At 61.0% G+C, this 21,975-nt stretch carries 16 protein-coding genes; 12 read left to right on the top strand and 4 right to left on the bottom strand.

Going from position 1 to position 21,975, the window contains the following annotated elements:
* Positions 1-10: 10 nt before the first annotated feature.
* On the bottom strand, positions 11-1,438 hold the full coding sequence (locus OGR47_RS15870; RefSeq protein ID WP_246729862.1) for an aryl-sulfate sulfotransferase: 1,428 nt from the start codon (positions 1,436-1,438) through the stop codon (positions 11-13).
* Positions 1,439-1,673: 235 nt separating this feature from the next.
* On the opposite strand from OGR47_RS15870, the gene OGR47_RS15865 reads away from it, so the two are divergent.
* From OGR47_RS15865 to OGR47_RS15850, 4 genes are all read left to right on the top strand, one after another.
* Positions 1,674-3,881, top strand: a complete 2,208-nt coding sequence (locus OGR47_RS15865) for a carboxypeptidase-like regulatory domain-containing protein (protein WP_165055753.1) — start codon at positions 1,674-1,676, stop codon at positions 3,879-3,881.
* Between the two features lie 18 nt (positions 3,882-3,899).
* Positions 3,900-4,322: a hypothetical protein gene (locus OGR47_RS15860; RefSeq protein ID WP_165055751.1), complete on the top strand. Its 423-nt coding sequence runs from the start codon at positions 3,900-3,902 to the stop codon at positions 4,320-4,322.
* 110 nt (positions 4,323-4,432) lie between these two features.
* A complete protein-coding gene (locus OGR47_RS15855) occupies positions 4,433-6,271 on the top strand; it encodes a tetratricopeptide repeat protein (RefSeq protein ID WP_165055749.1) in 1,839 nt (612 codons plus the stop codon).
* Between the two features lie 38 nt (positions 6,272-6,309).
* A complete protein-coding gene (locus OGR47_RS15850) occupies positions 6,310-6,681 on the top strand; it encodes a DUF6165 family protein (RefSeq protein WP_165055786.1) in 372 nt (123 codons plus the stop codon).
* 138 nt (positions 6,682-6,819) lie between these two features.
* Here the strand turns inward: OGR47_RS15850 and cysK are convergent, their stop codons facing one another.
* Both cysK and epsC read right to left on the bottom strand, forming a co-directional pair.
* Positions 6,820-7,803, bottom strand: coding sequence for a cysteine synthase A (gene cysK / locus OGR47_RS15845; protein WP_165055747.1), 984 nt, complete (start codon positions 7,801-7,803; stop codon positions 6,820-6,822).
* 52 nt (positions 7,804-7,855) lie between these two features.
* Positions 7,856-8,797 carry a serine O-acetyltransferase EpsC gene (gene epsC, locus OGR47_RS15840; RefSeq protein ID WP_165055745.1) on the bottom strand — a complete coding sequence of 314 codons (942 nt, stop codon included), beginning with the start codon at positions 8,795-8,797 and terminating at the stop codon, positions 7,856-7,858.
* Positions 8,798-9,120: 323 nt separating this feature from the next.
* Here epsC and OGR47_RS15835 point away from each other — a divergent pair, with 323 nt between their 5' ends.
* From OGR47_RS15835 to OGR47_RS15810, 6 genes are all read left to right on the top strand, one after another.
* Entirely contained in the window at positions 9,121-10,068 is a 948-nt protein-coding gene (locus OGR47_RS15835; RefSeq protein WP_165055743.1) for a family 2A encapsulin nanocompartment shell protein, read from the top strand.
* Positions 10,069-10,129: 61 nt separating this feature from the next.
* A complete protein-coding gene (locus OGR47_RS15830) occupies positions 10,130-12,367 on the top strand; it encodes a family 2A encapsulin nanocompartment cargo protein cysteine desulfurase (RefSeq protein ID WP_165055741.1) in 2,238 nt (745 codons plus the stop codon).
* Between the two features lie 263 nt (positions 12,368-12,630).
* Complete coding sequence (locus OGR47_RS15825; protein WP_165055739.1) at positions 12,631-13,080, top strand: RrF2 family transcriptional regulator; 450 nt, start codon at positions 12,631-12,633, stop codon at positions 13,078-13,080.
* A 1,206-nt stretch (positions 13,081-14,286) separates the two neighbouring features.
* A complete protein-coding gene (locus OGR47_RS15820; protein WP_165055737.1) occupies positions 14,287-15,975 on the top strand; it encodes an FAD-dependent oxidoreductase in 1,689 nt (562 codons plus the stop codon).
* Positions 15,976-16,024: 49 nt separating this feature from the next.
* The gene (locus OGR47_RS15815) at positions 16,025-17,299 is read left to right on the top strand and encodes a DegT/DnrJ/EryC1/StrS family aminotransferase (RefSeq protein ID WP_165055735.1); all 1,275 of its coding nucleotides are present in this window, start codon (positions 16,025-16,027) and stop codon (positions 17,297-17,299) included.
* Between the two features lie 387 nt (positions 17,300-17,686).
* Positions 17,687-18,466: a lytic transglycosylase domain-containing protein gene (locus OGR47_RS15810; protein WP_165055784.1), complete on the top strand. Its 780-nt coding sequence runs from the start codon at positions 17,687-17,689 to the stop codon at positions 18,464-18,466.
* Positions 18,467-18,478: 12 nt separating this feature from the next.
* Here OGR47_RS15810 and OGR47_RS15805 read toward each other — a convergent pair whose 3' ends face one another.
* A complete protein-coding gene (locus OGR47_RS15805) occupies positions 18,479-19,651 on the bottom strand; it encodes a polysaccharide biosynthesis/export family protein (protein WP_165055733.1) in 1,173 nt (390 codons plus the stop codon).
* A 365-nt stretch (positions 19,652-20,016) separates the two neighbouring features.
* Between OGR47_RS15805 and galE the strand changes: the two genes are divergently transcribed.
* Both galE and OGR47_RS15795 read left to right on the top strand, forming a co-directional pair.
* Positions 20,017-21,015 (top strand): UDP-glucose 4-epimerase GalE, encoded by a 999-nt coding sequence (galE, locus tag OGR47_RS15800; RefSeq protein ID WP_165055732.1) that lies wholly within the window; start codon positions 20,017-20,019, stop codon positions 21,013-21,015.
* 209 nt (positions 21,016-21,224) lie between these two features.
* Positions 21,225-21,962, top strand: a complete 738-nt coding sequence (locus OGR47_RS15795; RefSeq protein WP_165055730.1) for a polysaccharide deacetylase family protein — start codon at positions 21,225-21,227, stop codon at positions 21,960-21,962.
* Positions 21,963-21,975: the final 13 nt, after the last annotated feature.

Below are 21,975 nucleotides of genomic sequence, written 5' to 3'. Positions count from 1 at the left end.
TGCGCCGCGCCTACTTTGCTTTGGCCGAAATATGAAAGCTGGCGTTTTCCGGCGGCGTAACGCTTTCCTCACTATGCGGCGTGCCCTCCGGCGCCCACTCGTAAGGGACCGGCTGCGCCCGATAGACCGCGTAACTCATGGTTGGGCGGCCGGTCTCGGGATCTTTGGCGCGGCGCGGATAGGGATTGATATATTCCCAGACGATTTCCCCGGCCGGCGTCACCTGGAAGAAGCGGCCGATCTGGCCTTCGTCGATGAAGGTGTTGCCGTTCGGCAGCCGGCGCGCATTGCTGATATGCGTGCTTCGGAACGCCCAACCCTGCTGGCCCGAGCTTGCGCCCGTATATTGCCAGACAATTTCCTTTGTCACCGGATTGATCTCGAGCACGCGCGAGCCGCCGGTGATGGAGACGGCGGCATGCGGATAGCCGGCCTCGCCCTGATTGTCGAAGACGAGCAGATTGCCCGCGCCGGGCAAGCCTTTGGGGATGATATGCGCGTCGTGCTGGCCGGAAATCTGATCTACCGGGCGCGGAACCTTGCGTGAGGTCGTGCTCCCGTCTTCCGAGACCGGGGAATAATGCGGCCCCAAGGTCCAAGCGATCTTGCGCGTCTTTCGATCGATGATGGCGATGAAATTTGCTGAACGTGAATCGAAGATGAGATTGTCCGGCGCGAAACGCTGGTCGCCTTCGTCGAACCAATGATTGGGGCCGATGGGCTTCAGATTGTTGACGTGAAGATAATCGGCGTTTTTCGAATTTCTGATGAGCCTCAGCTCCTCCGTCGTGAATCCGATTTCGTCGAGATGGTCGGACGCGGCCCATGTCCAGACGATGTCGCCTTCCGAATTCACTTCATAGGCGACGTCGTCGAGAACTTGCGGCGTCGCGAAGCCCGGCAGCGGATAGACGATATTCGAGAGCACGAGCGTATTGCCATTGGGGAGCCGCGCAATGTCGTGATGTTGCTGAGCGCGGCCGCCGGGCGCGCTGGCGCCGAATTCCCAAAGCTTGGCGCCGTTCCAGTCAACCTCGCCGACGCTCTTGCGGATTCGCGTCAGGGTGCGGCCCGGCACGAGATCCGTGCCTTTGCCTTCCTCCGTTTCCAGCGTGACGAAGACATGGCCGCGCTCGCCGCCGACAAGCGCCGGATCGATAAAGGCGACAGGCTGCCCTGTATATTTCCATTCGTGCACGGCCCTCCCGGTGAGGTCGATCAAGCGGGAAACGTCGTCGCCGCCCGGAAAGAGCACGTAGGAATTATAGGCCTTGGCCGGATCGTAGATCGTCGTTCCGGTGGGGTAGACGCTTGGTTCGGCGTGGGCGGGGAGCGCCGCGCGCATTGCGAAGAAAAAGAAAGCGGCGCCCGTCAGGGCGAGGAACCGCTGTTTCCGACGTTGGTTCTGAACGAGCGCGCGAACCGCCGAATGAGCCATGAGTTTACCCTCGATCGCCTGGAACTGAGGCGGATTATAACTATACCGTTTTAGTATGCAATACGCTCCGGCGCGTCGAGGGGCGTTTGGTTATATAAAAGCAAGTGCTGGTATATAGGGGCATTGGTTGGCGCCGGCAAAACAGAATATCCTTCTTGTGGATAGGTAATTACATGGTAATTTGCGGCATGGCTCCCGCCGCCGCGTCGAAGGCGTCGCCTCGAAGGAAGCGCTTATGAAATCGCCTATCGTCATTGCTGTGACTCTCCTGCTGACGGCCACGACGGGAGCGGCCGCCGAAACCCCGTTTGCGCTCGATGCGGACGACATCGGCGGGCTCGTGACGAGCCACGTGGGCCCCGAGGCGGGAGTGTGGGTGATCGCGGAGACGACAGAACTTGGGACGCGCTTCGCCAAGATCGCCGTGACGGACGAGGAGGGGCGCTATGTGATCCCGGATCTGCCCAAGGGGCATTATCGGCTCTGGGTGCGCGGCTATGGACTCGTCGACTCGCCCAAGGCCGCGGCGGAGCCCGGGCAGAAGATCGATTTGCAGGCGGTCGTTGCGCCGAGCCTCTCGGCCGCTGCGCAATATTATCCGCCAATCTATTGGCTTTCTCTGCTCAAGATTCCGGGCCGCGAGAAATTTCCCGGCACGGGCGCGAGCGGCAATGGCGTGCCAGAGAATTTCAAATCGCAGGAGCAGTGGCTCGATCTTGTGAAGACCAACGGCTGTGGCCCTTGCCACCAGCTCGGCAATCTGGCGACCCGCGCCATTCCCGCTTCGCTGGGACACTTCGATTCATCGGTTGAGGCCTGGCGCCGGCGCCTGCAATCGGGGCAGGGCGGCACGGCGATGATTAATGGCATTGCCCGTCTCGATTCCGCGGATGGCGGGCAGCTGGCGCTTTTCGCCGATTGGACCGACCGCATCGCCGCCGGCGAGCTGCCGCACGAGACGCCGCCGCGCCCCTCCGGCGTCGAGCGCAACATCGTCGTCACCGTGCGCGATTATGCCGACGCCAGGCATTATCTCCATGACCTCGCTCTGACCGACAAGCGCAAGCCGACCGTCAATCCCTATGGCCTGATCTATGGCGCGACAGAGCTTGGCAGCGACGACATTCCCGTTCTCGATCCGATCAAGAACACGAAAACGCTTCTTCCCGCGCAATTGCGCGACGCCGACGCGCCAAGCTCGCTCCTCGCCAATCCGGTGATCGCGCCCTCGCCTTATTTCGGAGGCGAGGCATTGTGGAACAGCAAGTTCAACGCCCATACGCCGACGATGGACTCGCAAGGCCGCATCTATTTCGCCGCGCAAATCCGCGCGCCAAAAAACACGCCAGATTATTGCACGAAGAATTCCCCACTGCGTTCCGCGCAGCTATATCCCTTGCCAGCAAAACCCGAAGGCTTCGTCGGCAATGCGCGCCAGGTTTCGGTCTATGATCCGAAGACGAAGAAATGGGCCTTCATCGACACCTGCTTCGGCTCGCATCATCTGAATTTTGCCGAGGACAAGAACGACACGCTCTTCCTCAACAATGTGGGGCAGGGGGAGCTTGCCGTCCTCGGCTGGGTCAACACCCGGAAATTCTGGGAGACCGGCGACAGCGCGCAATCGCAGGGCTGGACGGCGCTCGTCGTCGACACCAATGGCGACGGCAAGCGCTCGGAGAATTACAACCAGCCGGGCAAGCCGATCGATGCGACGAAAGACACGCGCGTGCCCTATGGGCTCTATAGCGTCGCCTCGAGCCCGCTCGACGGTTCCGTGTGGGGTTCCAATCTGACTTTCCCCGGCTATGCGGTGCGCATCGCGCTCGGCGCCAATCCGCCGGAGACGGCGCTCACCGAAATCTACAAAGTGCCGGAGCCGGGCTATGGCGTTCGCGGCGCTGACGTGGATCGCAACGGCGTCTTCTGGGCGGCGCTCGGCAGCGGGCATCTGGCGAGCTTCGACCGCCGCAAATGCAAGGGGCCGCTCAATGGGCCCGGCGCCGAAAAGGGCGAGAAATGCCCCGAGGGATGGAGCTTCTATCCGCTGCCGGGCCCGGGTTTCGCCGGCGCGCCGGGCGCGGCGGAGACGCCCTATTACGCCTGGGTGGATCAGCATGATATTCTTGGGCTCGGCGCCAACACGCCCTTCGCCACCGGCAATCAATCCGACTCGCTGCATGCGCTGGTGAACGGACAGATCGTGGAGTTGCGCGTGCCTTATCCGATGGGGTTCTATGCAAAGGGCGTCGACGGGCGCATCGATGATCCGTCAGCCGGCTGGAAAGGGCGCGGCCTTTGGACGACTTCCGGCAATCGCACGCCCTTCCATATCGAGGCGATCGACGCGCCCGCGCCGGGCGTGCCTGGTAAAACGCCGGAAACCTATTCGGCTCCGCTTGTCGTAAATTTCCAGCTTCGCCCATCGCCGCTTGCGCATTGAGAACCAAGGAGGAGTCACTTGTCGCGTTTTCTGCTTTTGACGCTGCTCCCGCTGTCGATATCGGCGCCGCAATCGGCCATGGCGTCCGGCAAGCTCCCGCCTTGCCCGGTGAGCCGAAAGGTCGTGTGGACCGATTGCGAAGGCGCTTACACTTATGACGATTGGTCGAAATATGTCGGCGCCTTCAAGGACGACAAAAGGCATGGCGCAGGCGCGATCGTTTATCCGGACGGGCAGCAATATACCGGCGGCTTCGTGAATGACCGCCGCGAGGGCGCAGGCGTCTATACGAGCCGGAACGGGAACAAATGGTCGGGCGAATTCAAGAACGACAAGCCGAGTGGGCGCGGCGTGCTCACCGACAAGTCGGGCAAGATTTTGAAGGAAGGCGTGTGGGTCGACGGCGCCTTTGCGGGGCAGGCTACGCAGGCGCCGCACTGACCGTACGCATACCTGGCGCAAATTGAACCGGTCGAGGCAGTCAGCTTGCGGAAAGCTTGTCTTCATAGGCTTTCTGCTGGCGACTTCCTTTCCCAGGCTCACCTTTGCTTATGGCTCGGTCTCGACGTCAAACAGTTCGACATGCTCCCCGCTCCCTCGCTCTTCCAGCAGGCGCGGAGTATTTCGTCGCGAAAGGCGCGACCGATCTTTTAGCGCGGCGCCCTGCGCCCGCTTACGCCGCCTATACGGAGGCGCTCAAATTCAACAAAGACTGTATCGACGCGCTGAGAGGGCGCGCGCTTGCATTACATGAATTGGGTCGCGATCAAGAGGCCCTGTTCGATTACGACGCCGCTCTTGCGCTCGCGCCGCGAGATGAAGATCTCTGGCACAATTTCGGCGTCTCGCTCTTAGGACTCGACGCCGTCGACGACGCGCTTCTCGCTTTCGCCCGCGCTTTGGATATTAATCCCAGTTATGCCGCGGCCGCCGAATCTGCGGCTTTCGCGGAGAGCAAGCGCGGGCGCTTTTTCGAGGCGGTCACCTATTGCGATCGCCTGCTCGAGAAGGATCCTCGCAACCAGCGCGTTTTGCGGCTCAAGGCCGATGCGCTGCTCGCGGGGAAGAATTTCGGCGAGGCGCTCAAAGTTTATGACATTGCGCTGCGACACGCGTCGCGTAATGTCGAGCTGCTTATTAACCGGACCACGGCGCTTCTCTCGCTCAATCGGCGCGACGAAGCATTCGAAAGCGCCAAACAGGCCCTTGCTTGCGATAACAAGGAGCCGCTGGCATGGCGCGCCTATGGCAATGTCGCTTTGAAGCTCGGCCTGTATGAGACGGCGCTGGATGCCTTTGTCCATGCGCTCGGCCCTTCCCCCCATGACGCGGAAGCGCTATGCGGCCAGGCCATCACCCAAAAAGAGCTCGGCGATTTCGACGCCGCCATGCGCAACTTCGATGCGGCGTTGGCCCTTGATTCCGAACATGACGACGCGAAAAGCAACAAGGGCGCGCTTTTGTTGCTCCTTGGCCGCTATCCGGAAGGCCTCCCGTTCTTCGAATATCGGCGCGCGCATAACGAGAATCTTCGACTGGATGCAAAATGGCCCTGGCCTGAATGGCGGGGCGAAGATTTGACCGGCAAGCGCCTGCTGGTGCTGGACGAAGCCGGTTTGGGCGACGTTATCCAATATTGCCGCTATTTTCCCTTGCTGACACGGGAGCCTTTTGCTGGGCGCGGGAAACCGAGCCGAGTCGCCTTCGGTTGTCGCGCAAGCATGCGCGCCCTGATCGAGACGCTCGACCCGCCGATCGAGCTGGTTACGGACGTGCGGCCCGACGCGTTCGACCTGTTCACGCCGCTTTGCAGTCTGCCGCTCGTCTTGGGGACGAGCGTTGGCGCCATCCCTGCGCCCGGGCATTATTTGGCGGCCGATTCCGGGCGGCGCGACTTCTGGCGGGAGCGGATCGGGACCCAGGGGTTCAAGATCGGCGTCTCCTGGCGCGGCAGCTCGACCGCCCACTCGGACGATACGCGCAGCGCGCCGCTCGGCGCCTTTGCGCCGCTCGCCGAGCTTCCAGGCGTTCGGCTGATCAGCTTGCAGAAGAACGAGGGCGTGCAGGAGATCGCCGGGGCGAAGGCGTTGTTCCGCGTCGAGGAGCTGGGGCCGGATTTCGACGCCGGGCCGGATGCCTTTCTCGACACGGCCGCGGCGATGGAAGCGATGGATCTCGTCGTAACGATTGACACTTCGCTCGCCCATCTTGCTGGCGCGCTCGGTCGTCCGACGTGGATCGCCCTCAAATATGTGCCCGAGTGGCGTTGGCTGCTGCAGCGCGACGATAGCCCCTGGTATCCGACCGCGCGGCTTTTTCGTCAGCGGGCGCCCAGCGACTGGGACAGCGTGTTCGCCGATATGACGGAGGCGTTGCGAGCGAAGCTATGACAAACAGGCAGTCGATCTCTGGGAACAATGAGCCCTTGATGCTTCCGGCTTCGATCGGAGAGCTTTTCGATCGCATCTCGATATTGGAGCTCAAGGAGCATCACATCGCTGATGTGAAGAAGCTGTCAAATGTTCGCCAGGAGCTGAAGCTTTTGCGCGAAACGGAATGCCGGCTTCGCCTGGCGACGTCCGATCTCGCCTCGGTGCGGCGCGAGCTGGCGGAGGTGAACGCGGCTCTTTGGGCGATCGAAGACGAAATCCGCGAATGCGAGCGCAGGGGCGATTTTGGATCGCGCTTTATCGAGCTTGCGCGCAGCGTTTATCTTCAGAACGACAGGCGCTCCGCGCTGAAATATCGACTGAACCAACTCTGCGGCTCGTCGCTGGTCGAGGAAAAATCCTATTGCTGAGGCGACGGGCGTTCGCGTCGTGTCATTCCCGACGCTCGCGAAGCGAGCGATCGGGAATCCAGCGCAAAACCGGCCGTTGAGGCTCTGGATCCCTGGTCGGGCTTTCAGCCCGCCGGGGATGACAGGCGGAAGGCTTAGTCACAACCCTTCGAAAAGCGCCGTGGAGAGGTAGCGTTCCGCGAAGGACGGAACGATCACGACAATATTCTTCCCTTCGGCCTCCGGGCGGGCGCCAATCTCCAAAGCCGCCGCGAGCGCGGCGCCAGAGGAAATGCCGACCGGAACGCCTTCCGTCCGTGCGACGAGACGCGCCGTGTCGAGCGCCGTTTGATTGCCGATGGTGACGATTTCATCGATCACGCCGCGGTCGAGGATCGGCGGCACGAAGCCCGCGCCAATGCCCTGGATCTTATGCGGTCCCGGCGGACGACCGGAGAGCACGGCTGAATCTTCCGGCTCCACGGCGACCACGCGCAGATTTTGGTTGCGCCGTTTCAGCACCTGTCCGACGCCGGTGATGGTGCCGCCCGTGCCGACGCCTGAAATGAAGTAATCGACCTCGCCGTTCGTATCGTTCCAGATTTCTTCCGCGGTCGTCGCGCGATGGATTTCGGGATTGGCGGGGTTCTCGAACTGCTGCGGAATGATTGCGTCGGGATATTGCGCAAGAAGCTCATTGGCCTTGGCGAGCGCGCCTTTCATTCCTTGCGAGGCGGCGGTGAGCACGAGCTCCGCGCCGAGCAGAGCAAGCATCTTGCGCCGTTCGAGCGACATCGATTCCGGCATTACCAAAATGAGCCGGTAGCCGCGCGCGGCGGCGACGAAGGCGAGGGCGATTCCGGTGTTGCCGGATGTCGGCTCGATCAAAACCGTCTTGCCTGGCGCGATGCGCCCTTCTTTCTCGAGCGTCTCGATCATTGCGACGCCGATGCGATCCTTCACGCTGGAGATCGGGTTGAAGAATTCGAGCTTGCCGAGAATATTCGCCTTCACGCCCTTGTCGCGCGCGATGCGATCGAGCCGCACGATCGGCGTGTCGCCGATGGTTTGGGTGATCGAGCTGTAGATCCGGCCGCGTCCTGGACGCGCCGCCGGGGTGAAATTCACGCTGTGAATCGTCATCTGCTTTTCCTCTCCCTGTCTCTCGAAGCGCCTGGGGTCCGCCGGTCGAAAATCATATGCCTGCCCCATGGTCGAAGACGTCGACGCGCGCCTTCGCCTGGGAGATATTGCTGCCGGGCGGCACGCTCTGGGTGAGCCAGACATTGCCGCCGATGGCGGAGCCGCGGCCAATGGTGATGCGGCCGAGCACAGTGGCGCCTGCATAGATCACCACGTCGTCCTCGACGACCGGATGACGCGGCTTGCCCTTCTCGAGCGCGCCATTCTCGTCGACGTCGAAACGCTTGGCCCCGAGTGTGACGGCCTGATAGAGGCGCACGCGCTTGCCGATGATCGCGGTCTCGCCGATGACGACGCCGGTCCCGTGATCGATGAAGAAGCTTTCGCCGATCGTGGCGCCAGGGTGAATATCGATGCCGGTCTGCGAATGCGCGATCTCGGCGACGATGCGGGCGATCATCGTCGCTCCGAGCAAATAAAGCCGATGCGCGAGACGATGGCGGATGACGGCGGAGACGCCCGGATAGCAGAAGACGATCTCGTCGAGACTCTTGGCCGCAGGGTCGCCCGCGAAGGCCGCGCGGATATCCGTATCGAGAAGCGCGCGCACGTCCGGCAGCGCCTGCGCGAATTCTTCCGCGATCAACCTTGCGCGGCTCGCGAGCGCATCTTCCGCCGCTTCGGGGGCGAAGAGCTTCAGCTCGCGGCGGATTTGCTCCCGCAGCGTCCGTAGCGCGCGGTTGAGAGTCCTGGCCAGGAAAACGTCGGTTGTTTCCGGCGTCAGCTCATAAGGGCCGAAGTGGCGCGGATAGAGAACGGCGGTCAGGTCCTCGACGGTGTCGAGTATCGCCGCGCGCGAGGGCAATTCGGGAAGCCGTCCGGTCCCGTAGCGGTTTGTCTGTGACGTTCGTCGCAACGCGGCGAGGGCCTTGACGATTTCCGCGACGTCGAAGGTCTCGGATTCCAGCACGATTGTCTCGAATTCTTGCGTCATCAACAGGCCTTCGGGCAGCGCGCAATTAATCGATAAAAATAATAGACTATATCGACAGGGAAGGCAACAGGCGCAAAATGCGCCCTGTCATCAACACCGCCCCCTCCAGCAACGCGGAAGGCTGGTCGTATTTGTATATATTTTCAAATATAGTAGAAATTACGAATGTTTTTATTCTTTGAAATACGGTTGAATCCAGGGAGATAACGTGTAGAGTTCGCGCTGTCGCAAGCAACATGTTAGCGATCTCTTGTATTTGAAAAGACGGTGCGCCCTCCCGCGCGGTGCCCGTCTGTTCCCGTCGACCCTTCTAGGACGATTGCATGACCGCAGAACCCGAAGTCCGCCGAACGTTGAGCGAGGCGGCGGCGCGCCAGCTCGCGAACGCAACGAAAACCCGCCCGCAATGGTCGGGCATCACGCCGCGCTGGCTCGTGTCCTTCCTGCCTTGGGTGCCGGTCGAAGCCGGCATCTACCGCCTGAACCGCGTCAAGGAATCGTCGGCGTTGAGCGACGCCGTCGTGCAGTGCAGCCCGGCGCGCGATCGCGACGCGGATCTGCCCGAGACCTTCGTCGATTACGAAGACGCGCCGCGCGAATACTCGATGAATGCGGTGACGACGATCCTCGACGTTCAGACCCGCGTGTCGGATCTCTACAACCATCCCTATGATCAGATTCAGGAGCAGGTCCGTCTCCTCACCGAGAAGGTGAAGGAGAGGCAGGAGGCCGAGCTCATCAACAATGCGGAATATGGCTTCCTCGCCAATGCGCATCCGTCGATGAAGATCAAAACCCGCAAGGGGGCGCCGACACCGGACGATCTCGACGAGCTGATCTCCAAGGTGTGGAAGGAGCCGGCGTTCTTCCTGGCGCATCCGCGCGCCATCGCGGCTTTTGGGCGCGAGTGCACCCGCCGCGGCGTGCCGCCGCCAACCGTCACGCTGTTCGGCTCGCCCTTCATCACCTGGCGCGGCCTGCCGTTGGTGCCGAGCGACAAGCTCTACATCGACGAGAACGGCAAGACGAATATTCTTCTGCTGCGCACCGGCGAGAAGAAACAAGGCGTCATCGGCCTGTTCCAGCCCGGCGTTCCGGGCGAGGTGGCGCCGAGCCTGTCGGTTCGCTTCATGGGCATCAACCGCAAGGCGATCGCCTCCTATCTGATCTCGCTCTATTGCTCGGCCGCAGTGCTGACGCATGACGCCCTCGGCGTGCTCGAAGACGTCGATGTGAGCAAGTTCCACGAATACGACGACAAGCGCGTCTGATCGCAACAACGCCGGCGGCCCAGCGTCGCCGGCTCTCTTTCACGCCGAGGAAGCCGCCTTCATGTCGCCTGCGAAGCCCGCCATTCCCGCTTCCGCCGATTTGCCGCTCGACAATCTCCCCGCTCAGGACGCGGGCCATCACGCCGCGCCGACGATCGACCCGAATATGATCGCGCGGTTGGCCAACGCTTTTTTCCAGCAGCCGCCGGTTCCGCTGGCCAATTCCGCGCTGCCCTTCGGTCCGCCCGCGCTGACGCCGAGCCTGCCCGACGCGCCGGCGCCTTCCGTCGTGACGACGATCGCGCCGCTCGCCCCCGCCCGCGCCCAAATGGGACCGCCCGACGTGCCGCCAACGACAATCCTCTCCGTCATCCCCACGCCGAATTTCCCCGCGCCTGCCGCGCCGACCGGACTGCAGTCGCCGACGCGACCGCTCGGCCTCGACCAGATTCCGCAACCCGGCGCATCGCTGGGAAGCTCCACGCCCTCCGCTATTCCCTCGGACGTCGATTACAGCCTCATTCCGCGGCTTCTCGCCGCCGACATGTCGCTCGTGCCGCAAAGCCATGCCGACGCGCCGGAAGCTATCGGCCCCGCCGGGATGGGCGCGAGCCCTGGGGTCGATAATCTCTATTTCCTGCATGAGCGCGCGGTCCCAGCGAGCGCGCCGGCCGCGCCCGCGCCGTCCTATCTCCCGCCGCATACGCCGGCGGTCGCGCCGCAGCCCGAGCTCGGACAGCCGAACATTCCGGTTTCCGCGCCGAGCGCGCCGGCGGAGGCCGAGGCCAGGGCTCCCGCCGCACCGGAGCGCGTCGCCATCTCGGGGCCGTCGGAAGCAGATCCGCATCGTCTCTCGGATTCCGCTTCGTTGGTCACGCCGCCCGTCGGCGGCGAGCAATTTTCGAGTGGCTTCGAGAGCTTCCCGACGCCCGGCCAATCCGGCCCCGCCGCAAGCGACGCGCTTTACTTCGTGAGCCATACCGGCGGCCATCCCGCCGCCGCACCGGCGCAGCCCACCGCTGAGCCGCAGGGCTTCGCGCCGCAGCTCTCGCCCAGTTCTTCGGAGACGCGGCAGGTCTTCGATCCCTATCGGGTGAAGCGCGACTTCCCGATCCTGCAGCAGCAGGTTCATGGCAAGCCGCTTATCTGGCTCGACAATGCGGCGACCACGCAGAAGCCGCAATCGGTCATCGACCGCCTGGCGCACTTCTACGAATATGAAAACTCCAACATCCACCGCGCCGCCCATGCGCTGGCGGCGCGCTCGACCGACGCCTATGAGGCCGCGCGCGAGAAAGTCCGCCGCTTCCTGAATGCGCCCAACGTCAAGGACATTATCTTCGTGCGCGGGGCGACGGAGGGCATCAATCTCGTCGCCCAGGCATGGGGCCGCCGCAATGTGCGCGAGGGCGACGAGATCGTCGTCTCCTGGCTGGAGCATCACGCCAATATCGTTCCCTGGCAGATGCTCTGCGCCGAGAAAGGCGCGCGGCTGCGCGTCGCGCCGGTCGACGATCGTGGCCAGATCATTCTGGAAGAATATGAGAAGCTGCTCAATCCGAAGACGCGCATCGTCGCCGTGACGCAGGTCTCCAATGCGCTCGGCACGGTGACGCCGGTGCGCGAGATCACCGCCATGGCGCATCGCCACGGGGCCTGCGTGCTGATCGACGGCGCGCAATCCGTCTCGCATATGCCGGTCGACGTGCAGTCGATCGACTGCGACTTCTTCATCTTCTCGGGCCACAAAGTTTTCGGGCCGACCGGCATCGGCGTCGTCTACGGCAAGGACTCGGTGCTCGAAAACATGCCGCCCTGGCAGGGCGGCGGCAATATGATCGCCGACGTCACTTTCGAGAAGACGATCTATCAGGGCGCGCCGGAGCGCTTCGAAGCGGGCACGGGCAATATCGCCGACGCAGTGGGTCTCGGCGCCGCGCTCGATTATGTCGAGAGCATCGGCATGGAGGTCATCGCCCGTTACGAGCATGATCTTCTCGTCTATGCGACCGAGAAAATGCGCCTGGTGCCGGGACTGACCTTCATTGGCACAGCGGCTGAAAAGGCCTCCGTGCTGTCCTTCGTGCTCGACGGCCACAACACGCAGGAGGTCGGTATGGCGCTCGACCGGGAAGGCATCGCGGTGCGCGCGGGCCACCATTGCGCCCAGCCCATCCTGCGCCGTTTCGGCTTGGAGGCGACGGTGCGGCCTTCGCTCGCCTTCTACAATACCTGCGCGGACGTCGATGCGCTTGTAGCGGCGCTGTTGAAGCTGCAGGCGGGGCGCGGCGGCTTTTGAGCCCTGGCGGTCGCGCTCTCGGAGAAGGACCGCGGACGCGACGATCGCCATTATCGGCGGCAGCTTCAACGGCGCTATGAGCGCCGCCCACATTCGCCGGGCGGGCGGCCTCCCTTTGCCGAGTCTTTTTGCTGTGGGCTCGCTGCGAAACCCCGCTTTTTGGGAGAGCGCCGCCGACGGTAGCCGCTATAATCTATCGAAATAGTTGACTAAATGGCCGCGCGGCGCTAACAGCGGAAAGCTGTTTTCAGGACTATCGCCGCGTGCTGACGAAAAAAGGAAAATATGGCCTCAAGGCCATGGTGCATCTGGCGCAGTCGGAGCCCGGCCGCCCGGTCCCGGTGCTGGAGATTTCCGAAAAGCAAAAAATTCCGAAAAAATTCCTCGACGCTATCCTTTGCGAGCTGCGAAACGCGGGATTCGTCCATTCGAAGATGGGGAAGGGCGGCGGCTACGCTTTATCGCGCCCGGCAAGCGAGATTACCGTCGGCGAGCTCGTGCGCGCGATCGACGGGCCTTTGGCGCCCGTTCCTTGCGCAAGCAAGACGCGCTATCGGCGCTGTGAAGATTGCTTCGACGAAAACACCTGCGCCGTGCGCAGGATCATGCAGCGGGCCCAGGAAGCGTTGTCGAACGTGCTCGACAATTGTTCTCTTCAAGAAATGGGCGACCGGGCGAAAAACAACGCCGAAGCGCTCTTTTTCGATATCTGATAACGTTTTCGTTTGTGCAACTCGCATTGGGCGCGTCATTCCCGTCGGGCTGAAATACCGACCGGAATCCAGAAGCCAAAATAACCAGTGATTTTGCTCTGAATTCCCGATAGGTCGCTTCGCGAACTCGGGAATGACAACGAACCAATCAGGCGAATTCCGTATGAACAACTCTCTGGTTCGCGCCAGGGCGGCCGCGCGCGACAACACACGGAAAGCTGGAATGGTGTTGCATGGAAGAGACTGTAGAAAAAGATGAGATTAGAAGTATTATAATATAGAACTATTAAAATAAATCAGATGCGTATATTTGTCGCATGTAATATTCATTGAGATAATTTAGCGCCAGTCCTAACCTTTCCTTGCAAAGCCCGATAAGGGAACTGCTGGAGGAAACAAATCATGCAGACAGCCCACAACAGCAAAGAGCTATTCAGGGCCCTCGTTGTCGTCGCCGCAATCGCAGCGGGATTCATTATCGTGCTCCACAACATCACGGGGCTGATCGGCTGACAGCAGCCGCTTCTTCCTGTCTCCTGAATTTCGCCGGAGCCAGCAGACGGCTGACTCCGGCGTTTTGTCGCGCTTTGATGCCGAGGCGCGCTCTTGCCGAGCGCCCGGACGGTGGCGCGCTTTCCTTTACGAGCCATGCCCGCCTTGCGATGTTAGCGCTAATAGCGGCTGGCCGTCGTGACGCCGGCGACCGGACTCCAAAGGGATGCCGTCATTGGGAGGAGCGTAAGCGACGAAGCAATCCAGGGCCGCATCGCTGCTCTGGATTGCTTCGCTTCGCTCGCAATGACGGTTTGTATTGTGGCGCTTCTTTTGAATACGCGCCGCCTATCTCGCGACCAGCCCGTCACGCTGGAGATTCCCTATCTCTGATCGCCGCCAATGCGGCTATCCAAAGAACTAATTTCAGAAGAAGCAAAAAGCGGCCTGCCCCGGTGACGCCTAAGTATTCGTCACCCGGCGGCGCCCGGGCTCCGATAAGGCGTCTTGCCGCTGGGGCGACCGTTCGTATGCAATCGCGCGTCAGCACATAAAGCCCAATTGATTACGCTAGTCTTTAGAAATTCATAGCTAGCCCATTCGGCTTAGGCCCTTTTGCTACCAAGCATATCCAGAATTCAACACTCCTCGTTATTGATATAATATTGCTGCCGTGGTCTGCTTGATCCGAAATTATTCAAGGAAAAACGGATCATGTTCATCGACGCGTTAGGTTTGGACGATGAATACAAGATAGAATCCGAAATCTGCATCATAGGCGGAGGCGTCGCGGGGATCACCCTCGCGCTCGAGTTCGAAAAGCGCGGCATAGAGGCTTGTCTTATCGAGAGCGGCGGATTCCTGAGCGCGGAGGCCAACCGTGATCTCTATCGTGGCGAGAGCGTTGGGCTTCCCTATCGTTTCGCTGACGGCTGTCGTAGCCGCTACCTCGGCGGAAGCAGCAATTGCTGGGGCGGCTGGTGCCGACCCTTCGAGGAAGACGACTTTGTCGCGCGTCATTGGGTTCCGTATAGCGGCTGGCCCTTCGAGAAATCAGAGCTCGAGCCTTATTATGAGCGAACCCATTCTATTCTGCAGCTTGGGCCGACCAATTTCGACGCGGCTTTCTGGGTGGATGCGATCGGACGCCGCAATGTTCGGCGGCACGCCTATGTCGGCGACGATGTTGTCGACGTCATTTCTCAGTTTAGCCCGCCGGTTCGATTTGGGCAGCTCTACCGGTCGCAATTGACGCAAGCTCGACACGTCAAAGTCTTCCTCAATGCGAATGTCACGGACATCTCGACGGAAGGCGGAGAGTCGGTTCGCTCTGCGCGATTGAAAATGTTGAACGGGCGCTCGGCGACTGTCTCGGCGAAGATCTTCATCCTGGCGACCGGGGGCATAGAGAACGCCCGCCTGCTTCTCTTGGCCAATAAGGATCGGCCGCAGGGGCTCGGCAATCATCATGATCTGGTCGGGCGCTTTTTCATGGATCACCCCTGTCTGACGACGGGAACCGTTCGCTTTCGCGACGGATGGTCCGACAACATGCTCTATGACGCCAAGTTCCACTACCGCAATGATGCGGTCGCCGCCCATGGGACCTGCATCGCCGGGCATCTCTCCTTGAGTCCGCGCGCGCGGGAGCGGGAGAGGCTTTTGAACACGAACATCACTTTCGTGCCGATATTCCCCGGCGAACATACAGGCGTCAAAGACGCGCTTGTCCGCCTCAAGCGTCGGCTCGAAGGCGTTCAAGAGGTGCAGCGCCCGCTGCTGCGTGAGTTTCTGACTCTGGCGGCGCAGCCGCTCAATACGCTGGGCTTCATCGCCGCGCGTTATCTGCAGATGGGTTCGCTGCAGATGAGGTCGCTCATCGACCACACACGGCTTCAGGTCATCTGCGAACCGGCCCCCAATCCCGATAGCCGCGTCACGCTCTCCATGGCGAGGGACCAGCTCGGCTTGAACAGGGTGAAAGTCGATTGGCGCCTCGGCGACCAAACCAAGAGGACCATTGACCGCACGGTCTCCCTCATCGCGGCGGAACTGGGCCGTGCTGGAATCGCCGACGTAACGCTCGACCCGTCGATCGTCGAAAACGGCTGGCCGGACAGCTTTTCGCAAGAGGGGTGCTGGCACCACATGGGAACGACGCGCATGCATGAGTCGCCCAAGCTCGGCGTCGTCGATGCGAACTGCCGCATTCACGAAACCACGAACATGTATGTCGCCGGCAGCTCGGTCTTCCCGACTGCGGGCGGCGATTTTCCGACAACGACCATTGTGGCCCTGGCGCTTCGGCTTGCCGACCATATCGGGACCATTCTGGAGCGCGGCTCGAGCGCCGGCATTGCTACGAAACCAGCGACAGCGAATGACGCGCTTCGTGCGTCTTGACCACGTTCGGTCCTGTCAGCGCGCCTGAAGTAAATGGGGAGTTTTCCGAATGGTCCAGCCGAGGCAGATCGTTTACCCGATGCGGTATCTAACATCCTGGCTTTTCGGGAACGCGCAATCAGAAACAACCTTTATCGCGCAAAGCTCGGAGAGGCTGGGCGGCGCCCATATCATCCCACTCGGTCGCGCGCGGGCGGGGCTTTACCTTCTCGTCAAAAGCGCTCTGACGGGCGCGCGGCGCCGAGTGGTGATGTCGCCTATGACGATTGCGGATGTCGTCAACATGGTGAGGTTCGCAGGCGGCGAGCCGGTGTTCGTCGATTGCCTTCCCAATTCCACAAATGTGGACGTCGGCCATTTGCGTTCTCTCATCGACGACGGCGTCGCTTGTGTTCTGCTCACACATTATTGCGTCACCCAGAACCAGACGCAGGAAATCGTCGCCTTGTGCCATCGCCAGGGCGTGAAAGTCTTCGAGGATTGCGCCGTCGCTCTCGGGGCGACGCTCGACGGCCAGCCGGTAGGCGTCTTCGGAGATGCCAGCGTCTTCAGCCTTTCGGGTTTCAAGATTCAAAACTTCATCTGGGGCGGCTATATCGCCACGAGAGACGCCGAGCTTTTCGACGCGCTCTCCAGGGAAGTGGCGGCCTGGCCGCGCCTGCGCCCGCGACAATATCTCGGAATGGCGAAGACGATGCTGCGCTATGCTCTTCTTACTAGTCCGCAGGCGTTTCCCTTCGCCTTTCGGGCGCGAAGACTGAGCGTGCAGCAGGGGAAGATCGCCGATCTCATTCCACGGGTTCTGATCGAAACGCCAACCCTGGATGAGACGATCACGACGCGCCCGTACTTGAGCGCCTTTGCGGAATGGAATCGTAAATCCAGCGATGTCGAACGCATCATCGCGCATCGGCGGATGATCGCCGCGATCTACGACAAGAAATTCCGGGACATTTCGGCGGCTGCGGAAACGGATGAGGAAGCGCGGGCGTCGTCGTCCTGGTTCAGCTATCCGATCGTCGTCGGAAAAGAGAACCGGGAGCGCGTTTATCGGGAAGTGCTGCGGCGTGGATATGATATCGGCCTCGTGCTGTATCCTAACGTGCACGAACTTGCCGCCAACGCGCCCATTCCCGGGCGCTCCAGCAATATCTACGCCTTCGTGCGCTCCATTCTCACACTGCCGACGCATGTGAGGATCACGGCGCCTTACGCCGAGGAGCTGGCAAGCTGTGTCGCCGAGGTCTTGGCGGCGCACGGCGCCAAGGGCGAAGCGGAAATCCAGCCTCAGCAAACAGACAGGGCGCCAAAGGAAAGGGTTTAGGCCTTTTGCGTCTCATACCATTTCCGTTTGAACAGCTCGCCTTGGGGGGGGTGTCCCCGGCGGGCTGAAAGCCCGACCAGGAATACGGAGCCACAAAGGCGCTAGTTGAATGGCGCCAAACCAATCAAGCGGATCTCGTTTCACGACACCAGCGGTGGCCCGGGCGCTGTCGTTGAAACGCCGACCAACGCTCGGCGCGGGGCGCTATGGGCGGAGCCGCCCGAGGGCGCCGTGACCCAATAAACAAGACTTGTGCTGACATGCGAGCATCCAATGCAGCGTGATGAGAGCCAGCGATTGTCGGCGTTGTTCCGTCCGGCGCGCACGTCCTTCGGGATTTGCCTGCTATCGGGCGCACTCGCTTCGGATATTTGCCATCAACCACAAATGCCGGCTGTCACAGAGGCCGCCATGTCGGCGCATGAGGCGGTTCCCGAGATCGACGCGGCGACGACAGTGGGACAGCAATTGCCCGTGCAAGCCGCGCGCGTTGCCTATGGTCCTCTCCCCTCGGTTACTCCGGATGCGACATCTCGGGTCCTGCTGATCGACATGGTCCGCGCTGAGGCAAAGATAAGGAGCGTTCCAGAAGATCTCGCCCAGGCTGTCGCTTATATCGAAAGCGCTTATGACCCTGAAGCGAGGGGCGCAGTAGGGGAAATCGGGTTGATGCAAGTGCTCCCCAGCACCGCCGCCATGATGGGGTTCAAGGGCGTCCTGAGCGATCTCTCGATCCCTCGAACGAATATCTACTATGGAGTCAGTTATCTCGCGAAAGCCTGGCGTCTCTCGAATGGCGATGTCTGCCGCGCATTGATGAAATACCGGGCCGGCCTTGGAGAGGAGCGCATGACAGCCCGTTCGATCGATTACTGCCGACGAGCGAAGCTGTATCTTGCGCAGATCAACTCGCCTTTCAAGCTCGAGGACGCAGCCGCGTCGCGCGTCGCGTCGAATGCGAATTCCGGATCCAGCGCCATTGCCCCGACCTTGAATGTCTCGGTCGGAGCGCTGCTCTCGGGCAAACCTCTTATCCGGACGCAATCGCCGAAGCGGGTCAGAAGCTCCGAAAGCTTCTGGGCGTGGCATGAAGCGCGCATTCGTGCGCTCAAGCAAAAAGTCCACGCCAAATGGAGCCATTCCCGCTACGCGCAAAACAGAAGCTGATCGGCGATCGAGTTAGTGGCTCAATGCGAAACCGGTTTGGGCGGCGTTCAGCGTTATGTAGGAGAGGTCCGCGAAAACCTGAAGCGTTTTGCGCAGCTCGACGGTTGGCGCATTGCTGATGTAGATGACGTCGCTGTTGATGACGTCGATCTGCTGGGAAGCCAGCAGGTGATTGGGGTCTCTCAGATCAAAATGATAAATGGTTGGGACAGTCGGCGTGACATAGCTCGCCACCTGACGCCCGACTCTCTCGAGCGCTTGTTTTCTCTCCCAGCGCAACAGGAACACGCCTGTCGGATCCGCTTGCGTATCGAGAAGGCCCGAAGCGCGGCCCACCGCCTCGGCGAGGGTGATCTTGGGCACATCGATCGGATAATGGCCGCTTTTGCCTGCTGCCCCGAGCGCTGTGTAGAATCTCGGCTCGCGCCGCAAAAAGACCGAATCCCCGGGACGAAGGAAGATATTTTCTCTGGGATTGGCAATGACATTTTGCAGCATTGCCGTCGCAGTCTTGCCGCCACGATTGATCGTGATGGAGGTCTCGTAATCGGCCCATTTCGGGCCGCCCGCGAGAGCGAGGCCCGCCAGCAGCCGTTCCCCCGACCAGTTGATGGGGAAGCTGCCAGGCCTCTGCGCTTCGCCGAGAACCGAAAAGAGGCTCGAACGCGAATCGATGAGGCTGACGACGATTTGCGGCTCGACGGCCCGGGTCTTCAGCTGATTGACGATTTCCTGCTCGAGCTGCCGGGTGGTCTTTCCCTTCGCCATGATTCGACCGGCGTAAGGAACGCTCACGGTTCCGTCTTGCTCGACGACCTGCTGCGGGAAGTTCACGTAATTGCCTTGCCGGATCGTATCCGTCGCGGCCGGCGTGAAAAGCCCTCCCGCGGAGGCTTCGTAGACCGAAAGCCCGATGACGTCGCCGACGCCGATTGTGACCTGCGAAGGACCCAGGCGGCCGCCGCCAAAGTGGCCAAAGAGGGACTCGCTGGACCGGCGCCGCAGGATCTCCAGGATCGGGCTAGAGTATTCTATCAGCTCGTAATTCGGGCGGATTACCTCGCCCTCTTGGGTTACCGCATTTGCGTAGACTGCCTCGATCTGCGGTCCAGAGCCGGGCGTGAAACATCCCTCGAGGGCGAGCGGCAGCAACAGCAGGCCCGTGAAGGGGATCAAGCCTCGCATGGATTTGATAATCCTTTTCGTTGAGCTACGCGACGATAAGATGCGTTACGCTTTAGATAGTCCCGTGTGAAAGTCTCATGCATATAGCGATCTTCGCAATCGAGAATCTTACGTACGTACGGCACATTTTGCAGACTGTTGCATTCTAACCACAAAAACTACGGTTAAGTTCGAGCCGATTGCAAAGATCAAGTACGCATAGAAACGCGCTGAGCGGTTGCGTCTTCCGAGGTACGCCGCATGTTCGCTGGGCGTTGGCGGCGCTGCGTCTCTATCGTTCTTCACGTCACGATAAATCACTTCCACATCATGCCTGAGCTTCCACCTTATGCCTGAGCTTGGGCATTCATTGACGTGAGGCGATAATGACAGTTCTCGTCACGGGCGGCGCCGGCTTCATCGGCAGCCATATGGTTCTCGAGCTTCAAGATTTGGGCGAAAAGGTCGTTGTTCTCGACGATCTATCGACAGGATTCCGGTGGGCCGTTCCCGAGGGCGTGCCGCTGGTCGTCGGAGACTTTGGCGACGAGAAGCTGCTGAGAGACGTTCTCGAACGCTATGAGATTGACGAGATTATCCATTTTGCGGCTAAGACCGTGGTTCCCGATTCTGTCGCCGCCCCGCTGGACTATTATCTCAGCAATACGGCCAAGGCCCGGACGCTGCTCGCCTGCGCCGTAGCCGGAGGCGTCCGGCGCTTCATCTTTTCGTCAACCGCGGCGGTTTATGGCGATCCCGAATCCAACCCCGTCGCGGAAACTGCAACACTCACGCCGCTCTCCCCCTACGGGCGTTCGAAATTAATGGTCGAATGGATGCTCGAGGATACGGCCAAGGCTCACGGTCTTTCTTATGTCATTTTTCGTTACTTCAACGTCGCAGGCGCCGACTCGAGAGGACGATCCGGTCAATCGACGTCGAACGCTTCACATCTGATCAAAGCCGCCGTTCAGGCGGCTCTCGGCGTCCGACCGCGCCTTCAAATCTTCGGCGCCGATTACCCCACGCCGGATGGCACTTGTTTGCGTGACTATATCCAAGTCAACGATCTGGTTTGGGCGCATATGGACGGATTGCAGCATTTGCGCGCCGGCGGGCGAAGTCTAACCTGCAATTGCGGCTATGGGCATGGCTTCTCGGTTCTGGACGTGATCGAAACGGTCAAGAAGGCGTCTGGTGTTGATTTCCCGACGCAGCTCACGGCGCGACGGCCGGGCGACCCCACAGCCGTCATTGCGTCGAACGAACGCATAAAATCTGAGCTCGGCTGGACGCCGCGATACGACAATCTCGAATTGATCGTGCATCAGGCGCTCGATTGGGAACGCCGTCTTCATAATCGCCGGGTCAGCCAGCCCGGCTGAGGAAAGCGCCCGATCCGGACGCAAATCATCACGCGGCGCGTCTCCCGTGGGGGCTTGCGGATTACCACGACTTCGAGGGCGCAACCTGGACGCCGCTACCTTTGATCAATTCAAAGATGCGCGCTCGAGCGCTAGTGCTCGTTTGGGAGTTTGCTGCGCTCTCTCGCTTAGAAAGCCGCCTTTGCAACTTTTCAGGGAGAACCGAATCCGTGGCCTCCAAAACCTACATTACGACCAGTTGGGACGACGGACATCCGCTGGATCTGCGAGTCGCGGACCTTCTCGCGAAATTCGATTTATCCGGCACGTTCTACATCCCTCGCGCCAACGAGAAACCCACTCTTACCGACTGCGAAATTCGTGAGTTGAGCGCCGCATACGAGATCGGCGCCCATACGCTGGGGCACCAAGTTCTGACCGAGGTTCCCCTTGCACGCGCAGAGGCGGAGATTTTGGGATCGAAATCCTGGGTCGAGCATGTCACCGGCGCCAGTTGCAGAATGTTTTGCCCGCCTCAAGGAAAATACGGCCGCCAGCATATCCTTATGGCGGAGAAAGCGGGCTATGTCGGGTTTCGCAGCGTCGCGCTCCTGTCTCTCGATCTACCGCAACGCGTGGGCGGCATCATGCTGATGCCGACAACTATTCAAGCCCACTCCCACGATGCAATGGCATACGCAAGAAACACGCTAAAAAGAGCCGCGCTCAGAGGCATCTGGCGCTTCATCACCCACGGCCGATCGCGTGATTGGCCGGTATTGGCGCGCTCGCTTGCTTGCGAGGCCACCACCCGAGGGGGCGTATTTCACCTATGGGGCCATTCTTGGGAGCTTCAGGACAACGATCAGTGGGATCGCTTGGAATGCATTCTCGCGCTTCTCGGCGACTTGGCGAAAAGCGCTCACTCACTCACAAACGGGCAACTATGCGCAGAAGAGAGGAGCTGACGCGAGCACATCT

Origin of the sequence: Methylocystis sp. MJC1 (genome assembly GCF_026427715.1) — a bacterium.
Lineage (GTDB): Bacteria > Pseudomonadota > Alphaproteobacteria > Rhizobiales > Beijerinckiaceae > Methylocystis.
This window is presented reverse-complemented; position numbering and strand designations above follow the sequence as displayed.

What these genes read in the sequence shown, in the direction of transcription:
- OGR47_RS15865 (WP_165055753.1), top strand. Translation starts at nt 1,674, where the DNA reads ATGAAATCGCCTATCGTCATTGCTGTGACTCTCCTGCTGACGGCCACG.
- OGR47_RS15805 (WP_165055733.1), bottom strand. Translation starts at nt 19,651, where the DNA reads ATGCGAGGCTTGATCCCCTTCACGGGCCTGCTGTTGCTGCCGCTCGCC.
- OGR47_RS15830 (WP_165055741.1), top strand. Translation starts at nt 10,130, where the DNA reads ATGTCGCCTGCGAAGCCCGCCATTCCCGCTTCCGCCGATTTGCCGCTC.
- OGR47_RS15815 (WP_165055735.1), top strand. Translation starts at nt 16,025, where the DNA reads ATGGTCCAGCCGAGGCAGATCGTTTACCCGATGCGGTATCTAACATCC.
- epsC (WP_165055745.1), bottom strand. Translation starts at nt 8,797, where the DNA reads ATGACGCAAGAATTCGAGACAATCGTGCTGGAATCCGAGACCTTCGAC.
- OGR47_RS15835 (WP_165055743.1), top strand. Translation starts at nt 9,121, where the DNA reads ATGACCGCAGAACCCGAAGTCCGCCGAACGTTGAGCGAGGCGGCGGCG.
- OGR47_RS15855 (WP_165055749.1), top strand. Translation starts at nt 4,433, where the DNA reads ATGGCTCGGTCTCGACGTCAAACAGTTCGACATGCTCCCCGCTCCCTC.
- OGR47_RS15870 (WP_246729862.1), bottom strand. Translation starts at nt 1,438, where the DNA reads ATGGCTCATTCGGCGGTTCGCGCGCTCGTTCAGAACCAACGTCGGAAA.
- OGR47_RS15820 (WP_165055737.1), top strand. Translation starts at nt 14,287, where the DNA reads ATGTTCATCGACGCGTTAGGTTTGGACGATGAATACAAGATAGAATCC.
- OGR47_RS15850 (WP_165055786.1), top strand. Translation starts at nt 6,310, where the DNA reads ATGCTTCCGGCTTCGATCGGAGAGCTTTTCGATCGCATCTCGATATTG.
- cysK (WP_165055747.1), bottom strand. Translation starts at nt 7,803, where the DNA reads ATGACGATTCACAGCGTGAATTTCACCCCGGCGGCGCGTCCAGGACGC.
- galE (WP_165055732.1), top strand. Translation starts at nt 20,017, where the DNA reads ATGACAGTTCTCGTCACGGGCGGCGCCGGCTTCATCGGCAGCCATATG.
- OGR47_RS15810 (WP_165055784.1), top strand. Translation starts at nt 17,687, where the DNA reads ATGCCGGCTGTCACAGAGGCCGCCATGTCGGCGCATGAGGCGGTTCCC.